This window comes from Klebsiella sp. RHBSTW-00484 (assembly GCF_013705725.1).
Classification (GTDB): Bacteria; Pseudomonadota; Gammaproteobacteria; order Enterobacterales; family Enterobacteriaceae; genus Klebsiella.
Genome location: NZ_CP055481.1, coordinates 5,202,780 through 5,215,915, shown reverse-complemented (window position 1 = coordinate 5,215,915; position 13,136 = coordinate 5,202,780). Strand labels below are relative to the sequence as shown.

Below are 13,136 nucleotides of genomic sequence, written 5' to 3'. Positions count from 1 at the left end.
TTGGAACGATACGCCCAGAAAAACAGCTTTTATTTTCTAAGCAGTAGGGTGTTTTTTATTTTTTAATCTTTATGAATAGTGACCTTAGGGTTAAATGGAGTCATTAAATTGTGCATAAAAAATAGTTAACCACAGCGGTGCGATCAATTATCAAATCTTACATCAGGATTGCGTTTATTCGTTTTTCTATGAGTTATTCTGCTATTTGCCATGCTGGTCACATTTTCATCAGAAATGAAATCAAATCATTTTTACAATGAAAGAAAATATCTTTCATATGCGCTATTGGAGATCCTGGCGAGGGTGCTGGTTGGTATGGCGAAAGAAGCGGGGCGATGGCGATAGATGAGCGAAGTCGACAACCGACAGGCATAAAAAAACCCGCTTTCGCGGGTTTTTTCACAAAGCGACAACAAGCAGGCGATTAAGCCAGTTTGTTGATCTGAGCGGTCAGGTTTGCTTTATGACGCGCAGCTTTGTTTTTGTGGATCAGACCTTTAGCAGCCTGACGGTCCACGATTGGTTGCATTTCGTTAAATGCTTTCAGTGCAGTAGCTTTGTCGCCAGCTTCGATGGCTGCGTATACTTTCTTGATGAAAGTACGCATCATAGAGCGACGGCTAGCGTTGTGCTTGCGGGCCTTTTCAGACTGAACGGCGCGCTTCTTAGCTGATTTGATATTAGCCAAGGTCCAACTCCCAAATGTGTTCTATATGGACAATTCAAAGGCCGAGGAGAATGCCCGTTTAGCCTTCTTTTGTCAATGGATTTGTGCAAATAAGCGTCGCTTAAAACAACAACGCTTCATTACGTAGTGATGGCGCAAGATTCTACCAGCTTGTTGCTAGCGAATACAGCCTTTCAACCATAAAAATCGACGGGGCCGGGTAGTTTTTCCTGCATTGCTACGCTGAGTTGATGAATTACCGGGATCTTTCGGTGAAGAGGTGCAATCGCTGGTTAACGTCGCCAGTTGTACAAGGTATACTCGGACGATTTTCACTGTTTTGAGCCAGACATGAAGCTGATACGCGGCATACATAATCTCAGTCAGGCCCCGCACGGGTGCGTGCTGACCATTGGAAATTTTGACGGCGTGCATCGCGGGCACCAGGCATTATTGCAGCGTTTGCGCGCAGAAGGTCGCCAGCGCGGTTTACCGGTGGTGGTGATGATTTTTGAGCCACAGCCGCTTGAGCTTTTTGCTGCCGATAAAGCGCCGGCGCGTTTAACGCGTCTGCGTGAAAAACTGAACTATCTGGCTGAAAGCGGCGTCGACTACGTGCTATGCGTGCGTTTTGATCGGCGCTTTGCGGCACTGACCGCCCAGGATTTTATTAGTGAACTGCTGGTCCGCCGTTTAGGTGTGCAGTTCCTTGCCGTTGGCGATGATTTCCGCTTTGGCGCTGGTCGCCAGGGGGATTTCTTGTTATTACAAAAGGCCGGTGTGGAATACGGCTTTGACATCACCAGCACCCAAACCTTCTGTGAAGGCGGTTTGCGCATTAGCAGCACGGCGGTGCGCCAGGCGCTGGCGGATGACGATCTGGTGCTGGCGGAAACCCTGCTGGGGCATCCGTTTACCATCTCCGGGCGCGTTGTCCACGGCGATGAACTGGGGCGCACGATAGGTTTCCCGACGGCGAATTTACCGCTGCGTCGTCAGGTTTCCCCGGTAAAAGGGGTCTATGCGGTTGAAGTGACAGGGCTTGGCGACAAACCTCTTGTAGGCGTTGCCAACATTGGCACTCGTCCAACGGTATCCGGCGTGCGTCAGCAACTGGAAGTACATCTGTTGGATGTTGTAATGGACCTCTACGGTCGCCATATAGATGTAATACTGCGTAAAAAAATACGTAACGAGCAGCGATTTGCGTCGCTCGATGAACTGAAAGCGCAAATCGCACGTGATGAGTTAACGGCCCGCGACTTCTTTGGGCTAACCGGGCAGGCATAACCCTGACGGTGTTTATCAAACCGAAATACGGAACCGAGAATCTGATGAGTGACTATAAATCGACCCTGAATTTGCCGGAAACAGGGTTCCCGATGCGCGGCGACCTCGCCAAGCGTGAACCGGGAATGCTGGCGCGTTGGACCGATGATGACCTGTACGGCATCATTCGTGCAGCCAAAAAAGGCAAAAAAACCTTCATTCTGCATGATGGCCCTCCTTATGCGAATGGCAGCATTCATATTGGTCACTCGGTTAACAAGATTCTGAAAGACATTATCGTTAAGTCCAAAGGGCTGACGGGCTATGACTCTCCGTACGTTCCGGGTTGGGACTGCCACGGTCTGCCGATTGAGCTGAAAGTGGAGCAGGAATACGGCAAGCCGGGCGAGAAATTCACCGCCGCCGAATTCCGCGCTAAGTGCCGCGAATACGCAGCGTTGCAGATTGACGGCCAGCGTGAAGACTTTATCCGTCTGGGCGTGCTCGGCGACTGGTCGCACCCGTACCTGACCATGGACTTCAAAACTGAAGCCAATATCATCCGCGCGCTGGGTAAAATCATCGGCAACGGTCACCTGCACAAAGGCGCGAAGCCAGTGCACTGGTGCGTAGACTGCCGTTCTGCGCTGGCGGAAGCGGAAGTTGAGTATTACGACAAAACCTCCCCGTCCATCGACGTGGCGTTCCACGCGACGGATAAAGCGGCGGTGCTGGCGAAATTTGGCGTAGCCGACGTTAACGGCCCGGTCTCTCTGGTTATTTGGACTACCACTCCGTGGACCCTGCCAGCTAACCGCGCGATCTCCCTGTCGCCGGAATTTGACTATGCGCTGGTGCAGGTTGACGGTCAGGCGCTGATCCTTGCCAAAGACCTGGTCGATAGCGTAATGCAACGTGCTGGCATCGCTGATTACACTATCCTCGCGGTGGTGAACGGTGCCGAACTGGAGCTGATGCGCTTTAAGCACCCGTTCCTTGATTTCGATGTCCCGGCGATCCTTGGCGATCACGTCACCCTGGACGCGGGTACTGGTGCGGTACATACCGCACCAGGCCATGGCCCTGATGACTATGTTATCGGTCAAAAATATGGTCTGGAAGTAGCTAACCCGGTCGGTCCGGACGGCGCTTACCTGCCGGGTACTTACCCGACGCTGGACGGGGTTAACGTCTTTAAAGCCAACGACCTCGTTGTTGCCTTGCTGGCGGAAAAAGGTGCGCTGCTGCACGTTGAAAAAATGCAGCACAGCTACCCGTGCTGCTGGCGTCATAAGTCGCCGATCATCTTCCGCGCCACCCCGCAGTGGTTCGTGAGCATGGATCAGAAAGGCCTGCGCGCGCAGTCGCTTAAAGAGATCAAAGGCGTGCAGTGGATCCCGGATTGGGGCCAGGCGCGTATCGAATCGATGGTTGCCAACCGCCCTGACTGGTGTATCTCCCGTCAGCGCACCTGGGGCGTACCGATGTCTCTGTTCGTGCATAAAGAGACGCAAGAGCTGCATCCGCGCACGCTGGAACTGATGGAAGAAGTCGCTAAGCGCGTGGAGGTTGACGGTATCCAGGCGTGGTGGGATCTTGATTCCCGCGACATCCTGGGCGCTGATGCTGATAGCTACGAGAAAGTGCCGGATACCCTCGACGTGTGGTTCGACTCCGGTTCAACTCACTCTTCTGTCGTTGACGTGCGTCCGGAGTTCTCTGGCCACGCCGCCGACATGTATCTGGAAGGTTCTGACCAGCACCGCGGCTGGTTTATGTCCTCGCTGATGATTTCTACCGCGATGAAGGGCAAAGCGCCGTATCGTCAGGTATTGACCCACGGCTTTACCGTTGATGGACAGGGTCGCAAGATGTCCAAATCCATCGGTAACACCGTCTCTCCGCAGGACGTGATGAACAAGCTGGGCGCGGATATTCTGCGTCTGTGGGTGGCTTCCACCGACTACACCGGCGAGATGGCGGTCTCCGACGAGATCCTCAAACGCGCCGCCGACAGCTATCGTCGTATCCGTAACACCGCGCGCTTCCTGCTGGCGAACCTCAACGGTTTCGATCCGGTAAAAGACATGGTGAAACCGGAAGATATGGTGGTGCTGGATCGTTGGGCTGTAGGCTGCGCGCAAGCGGCGCAGGAAGATATCCTGAAAGCCTATGAGTCTTACGATTTCCACGAAGTGGTGCAGCGCCTGATGCGTTTCTGTTCCATCGAAATGGGCTCGTTCTGGCTCGATATCATCAAAGATCGCCAGTACACCACCAAGGCGGACAGCGTCGCACGTCGTAGCTGCCAGACCGCGCTGTACCATATTGCCGAGGCGCTGGTGCGCTGGATGGCGCCGATCATGTCCTTCACTGCCGACGAAATCTGGGGTTACCTGCCGGGTGACCGCGAGAAATACGTCTTTACTGGTGAGTGGTATGAAGGCCTGTTCGGCCTGGCCGATGACGAAGCGATGAATGACGGTTTCTGGGACGAGCTGCTGAAAGTGCGCGGCGAAGTCAACAAGGTTATCGAGCAGGCGCGTGCGGATAAGCAAGTGGGTGGTTCTCTGGAAGCCGCGGTCACGCTGTATGCCGATGCTGACCTCGCGGCGAAGCTGAATGCGCTGGACGATGAATTGCGATTTGTCCTGTTGACCTCCGGGGCGAAAGTTGCCGATTATGCGCAGGCTCCGGCCGACGCATGGCAGAGCGAGTTGCTGAAAGGACTGAAAGTTGTGCTGAGCAAAGCTGAAGGTGATAAGTGCCCGCGCTGCTGGCACTACACCACGGATGTCGGCAAGGTGGCGGAACATGCGGAAATCTGCGGACGCTGTGTTAGCAACATTGCCGGTGACGGCGAAAAACGTAAATTTGCCTGATGAGTAAACCGATTGGTTCAACAGGGCTACGCTGGCTATGGCTGGTGGTAGTCGTGCTGATTATCGATTTAGGCAGCAAATACCTGATCCTCCAGAACTTTGCTCTGGGGGATACGGTGTCGCTGTTTCCGTCGCTTAATCTGCATTATGCGCGTAACTACGGCGCGGCTTTTAGCTTCCTCGCCGACAGCGGCGGCTGGCAGCGCTGGTTCTTCGCGGGTATCGCTATTGGTATCTGCGTGATCCTCGCGGTGCTGATGTATCGCTCGAAGGCGACGCAAAAGCTGAATAACATTGCCTATGCGCTGATTATTGGCGGCGCATTGGGTAATTTATTCGACCGGCTGTGGCATGGTTTTGTCGTCGATATGATTGATTTCTACGTCGGGGACTGGCATTTCGCCACCTTCAATCTTGCTGATACCGCGATTTGTGTCGGTGCGGCGCTGATTGTGCTGGAAGGTTTCTTGCCTTCCAGTAATAAAAAAACATCATAAAAAATTGCCGGATGGCGACGCTAAAGCGTCTTATCCGGCCTACAGTATACATCGGCCTTTGTCGGCCCGGTAAGCGCAGCGCCACCGGGCAAACAAGCGGCGGCAATGTAAAAGAGCAAACCTGCATGTCTAAATCAATACAGAGCAACAGTGCGGTGCTGGTGCATTTCACCCTAAAGCTCGATGATGGCTCCACCGCAGAGTCAACCCGCAATAACGGTAAACCCGCGCTCTTCCGCTTGGGCGATACCTCGCTTTCTGAAGGTCTTGAGCAGCATCTGCTGGGGCTGAAAGAAGGGGATAAAACCACATTTTCACTGGAGCCAGATGCCGCGTTTGGCGTGCCGAGTCCGGATCTGATCCAGTACTTCTCGCGCCGGGAATTTATCGATGCGGGCGAGCCTGAAATCGGCGCGATTATGCTCTTTACCGCAATGGATGGCAGCGAAATGCCTGGTGTGATCCGCGAAGTGAACGGCGATTCGATCACCGTTGATTTCAACCATCCGCTGGCCGGGCGTACCGTTCATTTTGATGTTGAAGTGCTGGAGATCGATCCGGCGCTGGAGGGGTAAAATGCAGATTCTGTTGGCTAACCCGCGCGGCTTTTGCGCAGGCGTTGACCGCGCTATCAGCATTGTTGAAAACGCGCTGACGCTCTACGGCGCGCCGATCTACGTGCGTCATGAAGTCGTGCACAACCGCTATGTTGTCGATAGCCTGCGTCAACGCGGCGCGATTTTTATCGAGCAGATTAGCGAAGTGCCGGATGGCGCGATCCTGATTTTCTCCGCTCATGGTGTTTCTCAGGCGGTGCGCAATGAGGCGAAAAGCCGCGATCTGACTGTCTTTGACGCGACCTGCCCGCTGGTCACTAAAGTCCATATGGAAGTCGCCCGCGCCAGCCGTCGTGGTGAAGAGTCGATTCTGATTGGTCACGCCGGTCACCCGGAAGTCGAAGGCACTATGGGCCAGTACAGCAACCCGCAAGGGGGAATGTACCTGGTGGAGTCACCGGATGATGTCTTGACGCTGGATGTGAAAAATGACGCTAAACTGTCGTTTATGACCCAGACAACCCTCTCCGTCGACGATACCTCTGACGTGATTGATGCCCTGCGCGAACGTTTCCCAAAAATCGTTGGGCCGCGTAAAGACGACATTTGCTACGCCACCACCAACCGTCAGGAAGCGGTTCGTGCGCTGGCCGGGCAGGCTGATGTCGTGCTGGTAGTAGGGTCGAAAAACTCCTCCAACTCCAACCGCCTGGCCGAACTGGCCCAACGGATGGGGAAAGCAGCGTATCTGATTGACGACGCGTCCGATATCCAGGAAGCATGGGTAAAAGAAGTGCAATGCGTAGGTGTGACTGCAGGCGCATCGGCGCCGGATATTCTGGTGCAGAACGTCATTTCCCGCTTGCAGGAACTGGGCGGTGGCGAAGCGGTGCCGCTGGAAGGCCGCGAAGAGAATATTGTTTTCGAAGTGCCGAAAGAGCTGCGCGTAGATGTCCGTGAAGTAGAGTAAGTTCTTTCCCGCCACAGTATGAGAAGATGCCAGACTTAACGTCTGGCATTTTTTATGGAGAAACTATGCGCTTACCGATCATTCTGGATACCGATCCCGGCATTGATGATGCGGCGGCGATTGCCGCGGCGCTGTTCGCACCCGAGCTGGATCTGCAGCTGATGACCACGGTGGCGGGCAATGTGTCGGTAGAGAAAACCACCCGCAACGCTCTGCAACTGCTGCACTTCTGGAACGCCGATGTCCCGCTGGCACAGGGCGCATCGATGCCGCTGGTTCGCCCGCTGCGCGACGCCGCCTCCGTGCACGGCGAATCCGGGATGGAAGGCTACGATTTCGTTGAACATAACCGCCAGCCGCTGGCAAAACCGGCATTTCAGGCCATCCGTGATGCGTTAATGCACGCGCCGGAGCCGATGACCCTGGTAGCGATTGGCCCGTTAACCAATATCGCGCTACTGCTGACCCAATTCCCCGAATGCCGCTTTAATATCCGCCGTCTGGTGATCATGGGCGGCTCCGCCGGGCGCGGTAACTTTACGCCGAATGCGGAATTTAACATCGCCATCGACCCGGAAGCGGCAGCCAAAGTATTCAACAGCGGGCTGGAGATCGTGATGTGCGGACTGGACGTCACCAATCAGGCGATGCTGTCCCCGGATTACCTTGCAACGTTACCGACGCTTAATCAGACCGGGAAAATGCTGCATGCGCTGTTTAGCCACTATCGCAGCGGTAGCATGAGCAGCGGCCTGCGCATGCACGACCTGTGCGCGATTGCGTGGCTGGTTCGCCCGCAGCTCTTTACCCTCGAGCCGTGTTTTGTGACGGTGGAAACCCAGGGGACATGGACCTCCGGCACCACGGTGGTCGATATTGAAGGCAAGCTGGGCCAACCAGCAAACGCGCAGGTGGCGCTGGGGTTGGATGTCGAAGGATTCCAGCGCTGGGCGGCAGAGGTTATTGCGCTGGCACCTTAACAGAAAAAAATAAACATCAGGGAGATGTCAAACTACTAACAAAGTGCGCTCTTCAGGAATTGCCTGGCTGCGTTTCGCTTGCACAGGCCTGCGAAATTGCATAATTTTTTGATATTGCTGGTTTTGTAGGCTGGGTAAGGCGTTAGCCGCCACCCGGCAGAAATGCGGGCACACTGTTCAATACAGGTTTGCTATCAGTCTCACATCAGGGAAATGGACATCATGACTTACGGACAAGCGTATCTTAACGGCTGGAAAAAGGGCTTCAATTTTAGCGGCGTCGCCAGCAGGCAGGAGTTTTGGTCTTTTTTTATCACCAACCTGCTGATTCTGGCGCTGCCGCTGGCAGCCTGGTTTTTGGCAATGCAGCATAACTATCAGTACGGGGTATTTATTTTTTACGCCCTGCCGCTCAGTGCTATTTTATTGCTACCTATGATTATCCCTCTGCTGGCCGTCGGCTGTCGGCGAATGCACGATATCGGACGCTCGGGCTGGTGGTTCGCCCTGTGCCTGATTATTCCGTGGTTTTTGCTCGTCGCGCTATGGCTATGTTGCCTGAAGCCGGTTTCATCTTCTCGCTGAGATAATCAATCATCGCCCGCATTCTGGCGGGCATATGCTTATTGCCCGACCACAGCAGCCAAAGCTGGCCGGAATAGCGACTGATAAACTCCCACTCCGGCAGAACCTGCACAATCTCGCCGCGCTCCAGTGCTTCGCGGGCGGTAAACAGCGGCAGGCTGCCGATCCCCAGATTTTGCTTCACGGCATCGAGGCGCACGGCGGTATGGTTGGCAGCATAGCGACCGTGAGTCTGGATGGTCTCCATTTTGCCATCACGGCGGAACTTCCAGCGAGCATCGGCGGGCGTTTCGCCAAGACTGATACAACTATGATCGCGCAGATCCTGCGGCGTTTGCGGATGTCCATGTTGTTCCAGGTAGCCAGGCGTCGCGCAGATAACATGGCCGATTGGCATCAGCGGCTTGCCGTGCAGACCCGGGGAGGGCGTATGGGTAATACGCAGCGCCAGGTCGATACCATCATCAATAAAATCGAGCACCCGGTCTTCGAGACGCAGGCAAACATCGACCTGCGGATAGCGGTCAAAAAACTCCATCATCAGTGGATGAATCACAAACCGTCCCACCGCTTTCGGCACGCTTAACGTCAGCTTGCCTTGCGCTACCGCCTGAGCACTGCTGGCGGAGTCCATGGCCTGACGGGCCGCCTCCAGCATCTCCAGCGCATGGTCGTAAACCGTCTTACCGGCATCACTGAGGCGCAGCTTTCGCGTGGTACGGTGCAGCAGCTTACAGCCCATCTCCTGTTCCAGCCGCGAGACGCTGCGGCTGATGGCGGACGGCGTGGCGCCTGCCTGACGGGCGACGGCGGAAAAGCTGCCCTGTTCGACAATCTGCACAAACAGGGCGAGGTCGGGAAGTAAGTTCAGATTCATTTGTGCTTCCAGAGCAAAATTGCATTGATGTCTGATGGGATTATCGCTGTCGGTAATGTCAATATACTGTGCTGACAGAGAGGAGAACAACCATGACTGAACGTCTTTATTACACCAGCGATGCCGCCGAATGTCGTGCGCGAGTGGTGAATTGCCTGAGCGAAGCCGATGGGCGCTACGCCATTGAACTGGACCGCACCCTGTTTCATCCGCAGGGCGGCGGGCAACCAGCAGATCGCGGCTGGATTGCTGATGTTGCGGTTGAAAGCGTTATCGTGCGCGGCGATAGCATTGCGCATATTGTTTCGCAGCCGCTGGCGCTCGATGAGGTGGCAATCCGCATCGATATTGAGGCGAGGCAGATACACGCGCGTCTGCACTCTGCCGGGCACTTGCTGGGTCAGGCCGGTGAGTCGTTCGGCTGGCAGCCGATTAAAGCTCATCACTGGCCGGGAGAAGGGCGCATTACCTTTGCTGCGGGTGCTAATGCCGTGCTGCCCGAGGCCAGCATGATGCTGGAAAAAGTCGAAACCTGGCAGGCAGAGAATTTACCGCGTCAGGTCTCTTTTACCGATGGCCTGCGCAAGGTCGGCTTCGGTGATATGCTGAGCTATCCCTGCGGCGGTACCCACGTTGCCACGCTTTCTGAACTGGGAAAAGTGATCGTGACCCAGGTGAAGATGAAAAAGGGCCAGATGATCGTGAGCTACACGCTGGAGTGAAACAGGAGGGCGCGTGGCTGCAATCTGTTTGTGTGATTTCGCCGACAAAGCCGCCACCTTAATCGAAGGTTAATCGATTAATCTGCTATTCTGACTGTGCTGTTCTCCTCGGGCCGGAGACACATATGAATCCTGTTTTTATCCAGCCGCCGCAGGTGGCATGGGCCAGCGGAGCATTATCCGACGGCCCGTTATTACGTAAATCAACGCGAATCGAAGATCTTACTGGGGTTTTTGTTGATGAACAGGCCCGGCAGGCAATGCCTGGCGATCTCCCCGTTTATGTTGTTGAAATGCTGACCACTTCACCCGCCGAGGGCGAACTCTACACCGGCGTAACCCACCTTTATCCCGGCAAAGTCGGCCATGAGTTTTTTATGACCCGCGGCCATTTCCATCACCGTCGTGAGCAGGGCGAAGTCTATTTCGGCCTGCGCGGGAGCGGCTTGCTGTTATTGCAAAATGAACTGGGCGAGGCGCGACTGGAGAAGGTCTTTGCCGGTTCAGTCCATATCATTGCTGGTTTTACCGCTCATCGGCTGATCAATACCGGCGACGATGTGCTTTCCGCGCTGGCGGTTTGGCCTGCCGTCGCCGGGCATGATTACGCGGCGCTGGCAGACGGCTTTGCGCTGCGGGTGATTGAGGAAAATCAGACCGTTCAGGCAAAGGAGGTGCAGAATGGCTGACTCAGCCCGCCGTTACGGCCTGGATATGGCGATTCATCATCAGCCGCTGGGTTTTAGCTATGGTGAAGATGTGACCGGGCCGATGCCGGAGATCCGCCGCCTCGATCAGATTCGCGCTTCGCTGCGCGACCCGCATTGCGACGGCCCGCAAGAGGTCTATGCCATCGCCATGGATGTGGCGAGGATGCAGGATCGCGAAACGCTGCAAAAGCGCATGCTGCTGTTTGGCGTGGTGACCTATACCGCCGGACGTTTGGGTGAAGAGCCGATTCGCAGCCAGGGGCATGTTCATCGTATTAGCCAGCACAGCGGTTGGTCGCCGCCGGAGCTGTATGAAATCTGGCAGGGCAGCGCGATTATCTATATGCAGGAGTACGTTGAGGACGACCCGGGCCGCTGCTTTGCGGTGATTGCCGGGCCGGGCGAAAAAGTGCTGGTCCCGCCGGGATGGGGGCACGCCACAATATCGGCTAACCCGGAGGTGCCGCTCACCTTTGGTGCCTGGTGCGACCGTGAATATGGTTTTGAATATGAGGCTGTACGGGCGCATAAGGGGCTGGCGTGGTATCCGCTATTGCAGGATAAGCATGTGGTCTGGCAGCACAATCCGCGCTACGTTCCGGGACGTTTACAGGCGGTCACCCCTCGGGAGTACACCGAGTTTGGTATAACCTCCGCCCCGATTTATCAGCAGTTTATTGACGATCCGGCACGCTTTCAGTTTATCTCCCGCCCGGATAAAACGGCGGAGCTGTGGCGAAACTTCCATCCGTAAAAAACCGGGGCTGAACGCCCCGGTGTGTCACATCCGCAAAAATTAACCGGCAAACAGGCCGCTGGCGACGCCAAGCGCTGCCAGCACCAGCAGCAGTACCATCGCTTTCACCGGTGAAACGCCGCGCTTCGCCATCAAATACCAGGTCCCTAACACCACCACCAGCGGCAGCAGCTGCGGGAAGATGCCGTCGAGCATCTGCTGAACGTGGATATTGACGCCATCCTGGGTGATGAACTCCAGCCCGGTGCCCAGCTTAACGTAGCTGGCCGCCACGCCGCCCATCACAAAAACGCCTAATAGCGATAGGGCTTCGCGCAGGCGGGCTGATTTGCTGCTGACCAGCATCTCCACCGAGCCGGAGCCCATTTTGTAGCCTTTGAGAAACAGGAACCACGAGCCGGGCAGGATAATCGCCAGCCAGGCGACGGTATAAAACAGCGGCCCAAGAATATTGCCGCCCGCCGCCAGCGCCATCCCGATGCTGAGCAGAATAGGGATCAGCATTCCGGGGATCATCGAATCGCCGATCCCGGCAATCGGTCCCATCAGACCCACTTTCAGGGTGTTGATCGTTTCGCCGTCGATCGGCTCGCCGTTGGCCTTTTTCTCCTCCAGCCCCAGCGCCATCCCGTTAACGATCGCGCCGATCTGCGGTTCTGTATTATAGAACGAGGCGTGACGGCGCAGCATCTCGGTACGCTGGGCGGCATCCGGGTAGAGCTTTTTCGCCACCGGCAGCATGCTCAGGCAAAATCCGAAGGACTCAAGGCGCTCAAAGCTCATTGACGACAGGTTATGCATCATCCACGCCCGCCAGCAGCGGCGCAGATCTTTACGGGTAAGAGTACGCTCTTCCATCAGAATTCATCCTCATCATCGACCACCGGTCTCGCGCCCGCAGCCTGCGGCGGTTCCGGTTTATAGTTGTAATGGATAAGCGCCAGCAGCGAACCGACGATCACCAGCGCGACCATGTTGAGCTTTAAAAAAACGATGCAGACGAAACCGACCAGAAAGTAGATCAGCATGGTGTAGTTTTTAATGATCTGCTTAAGAAGGATCGCGATCCCGACGGCGGGCAGGATGCCGCCCAGCACGTTCATCGTCGACAGCACGATTTTCGGCAGACTATCCATAAAACCGCTGATGTACTGCGCGCCGAAATAGACCGCGATAAACGTGGGTACGAAACGCAAAATGAAATTCGTCACCTGCGGCCAGATCGCGCTGTTCAGATACAGCCCGCGCTCATCGCCTCTGTCCAGCGCCACGTCGGCCCGGTGGTTCCAGAAGGAGTTCAGTACCATCATCGCGTTGAATAAAATGGTTCCGGCGATACCAATTGTCGCCGCCAGCGCCACCGCCACTTCCGGGCCTTTGCCCGATAAAATACCCAGCGCGATGGCCGGATAAGCGACAAAGTTGAGATCCGCAGGCATTGAACCGCCCGGCGTCACCATCGCGATATACACCGCCTGTACCGCAACGCCTATCATGATCCCGGTTTTCAGATCGCCGAGAATCAGCCCGACCAGCATTCCGGAAACCAGCGGTCGGGTAATCAGGTACCAGCCGCCGGTCAGCCCGAAAAGCCAGGGACTGCTCAGCGCGCCCAGGTAGCAGAGAATGCCAATTAGCGTAGCTTCGATAATCATCGTTCGCT

Annotated in this window: 14 protein-coding genes; 10 read left to right on the top strand and 4 right to left on the bottom strand. The window is 55.6% G+C overall.

The window, feature by feature from the left end:
• Positions 1–424: 424 nt before the first annotated feature.
• The gene (gene rpsT, locus HV213_RS24495; RefSeq protein ID WP_003018940.1) at positions 425–688 is read right to left on the bottom strand and encodes a 30S ribosomal protein S20; all 264 of its coding nucleotides are present in this window, start codon (positions 686–688) and stop codon (positions 425–427) included.
• Positions 689–1,018: 330 nt separating this feature from the next.
• Here rpsT and ribF point away from each other — a divergent pair, with 330 nt between their 5' ends.
• The 7 genes from ribF (at position 1,019) to HV213_RS24460 (ending at position 8,407) form a co-directional block, all read left to right on the top strand.
• Positions 1,019–1,957: a bifunctional riboflavin kinase/FAD synthetase gene (gene ribF, locus HV213_RS24490; RefSeq protein WP_181483662.1), complete on the top strand. Its 939-nt coding sequence runs from the start codon at positions 1,019–1,021 to the stop codon at positions 1,955–1,957.
• Between the two features lie 44 nt (positions 1,958–2,001).
• The gene (ileS, locus tag HV213_RS24485; RefSeq protein ID WP_181483661.1) at positions 2,002–4,818 is read left to right on the top strand and encodes an isoleucine--tRNA ligase; all 2,817 of its coding nucleotides are present in this window, start codon (positions 2,002–2,004) and stop codon (positions 4,816–4,818) included.
• On the top strand, positions 4,818–5,315 hold the full coding sequence (gene lspA / locus HV213_RS24480) for a signal peptidase II (RefSeq protein WP_181483660.1): 498 nt from the start codon (positions 4,818–4,820) through the stop codon (positions 5,313–5,315). Before ileS ends, lspA begins: the two co-directional genes overlap by 1 nt.
• Before the next feature lie 125 nt (positions 5,316–5,440).
• Positions 5,441–5,890, top strand: coding sequence for an FKBP-type peptidyl-prolyl cis-trans isomerase (fkpB, locus tag HV213_RS24475; RefSeq protein WP_181483659.1), 450 nt, complete (start codon positions 5,441–5,443; stop codon positions 5,888–5,890).
• 1 nt (position 5,891) lies between these two features.
• Entirely contained in the window at positions 5,892–6,842 is a 951-nt protein-coding gene (gene ispH / locus HV213_RS24470; protein WP_181483658.1) for a 4-hydroxy-3-methylbut-2-enyl diphosphate reductase, read from the top strand.
• A gap of 65 nt (positions 6,843–6,907) precedes the next feature.
• The gene (gene rihC / locus HV213_RS24465) at positions 6,908–7,822 is read left to right on the top strand and encodes a ribonucleoside hydrolase RihC (protein WP_181483657.1); all 915 of its coding nucleotides are present in this window, start codon (positions 6,908–6,910) and stop codon (positions 7,820–7,822) included.
• A 222-nt stretch (positions 7,823–8,044) separates the two neighbouring features.
• Positions 8,045–8,407, top strand: a complete 363-nt coding sequence (locus HV213_RS24460) for a DUF805 domain-containing protein (RefSeq protein WP_181483656.1) — start codon at positions 8,045–8,047, stop codon at positions 8,405–8,407.
• Here the strand turns inward: HV213_RS24460 and HV213_RS24455 are convergent.
• Entirely contained in the window at positions 8,340–9,284 is a 945-nt protein-coding gene (locus tag HV213_RS24455) for a LysR family transcriptional regulator (RefSeq protein WP_181483655.1), read from the bottom strand. The two genes, HV213_RS24460 and HV213_RS24455, sit on opposite strands and share 68 nt — an antisense overlap.
• 92 nt (positions 9,285–9,376) lie before the next feature.
• On the opposite strand from HV213_RS24455, the gene HV213_RS24450 reads away from it, so the two are divergent.
• The 3 genes from HV213_RS24450 to HV213_RS24440 all read left to right on the top strand — a co-directional run bounded on the left by HV213_RS24450 (position 9,377) and on the right by HV213_RS24440 (position 11,470).
• Entirely contained in the window at positions 9,377–10,006 is a 630-nt protein-coding gene (locus tag HV213_RS24450) for an alanyl-tRNA editing protein (protein WP_181483654.1), read from the top strand.
• Between the two features lie 125 nt (positions 10,007–10,131).
• A complete protein-coding gene (locus HV213_RS24445) occupies positions 10,132–10,695 on the top strand; it encodes a glucose-6-phosphate isomerase family protein (RefSeq protein ID WP_181483653.1) in 564 nt (187 codons plus the stop codon).
• A complete protein-coding gene (locus tag HV213_RS24440) occupies positions 10,688–11,470 on the top strand; it encodes a glucose-6-phosphate isomerase family protein (protein WP_181483652.1) in 783 nt (260 codons plus the stop codon). Before HV213_RS24445 ends, HV213_RS24440 begins: the two co-directional genes overlap by 8 nt.
• 42 nt (positions 11,471–11,512) lie before the next feature.
• Here HV213_RS24440 and HV213_RS24435 read toward each other — a convergent pair whose 3' ends face one another.
• Positions 11,513–12,331 (bottom strand): PTS system mannose/fructose/sorbose family transporter subunit IID, encoded by an 819-nt coding sequence (locus tag HV213_RS24435; protein WP_181483651.1) that lies wholly within the window; start codon positions 12,329–12,331, stop codon positions 11,513–11,515.
• The gene (locus tag HV213_RS24430) at positions 12,331–13,128 is read right to left on the bottom strand and encodes a PTS mannose/fructose/sorbose/N-acetylgalactosamine transporter subunit IIC (protein WP_112215034.1); all 798 of its coding nucleotides are present in this window, start codon (positions 13,126–13,128) and stop codon (positions 12,331–12,333) included. The genes HV213_RS24435 and HV213_RS24430 overlap by 1 nt, the downstream gene beginning before the upstream one ends.
• Between the last annotated feature and the right edge of the window lie 8 nt (positions 13,129–13,136).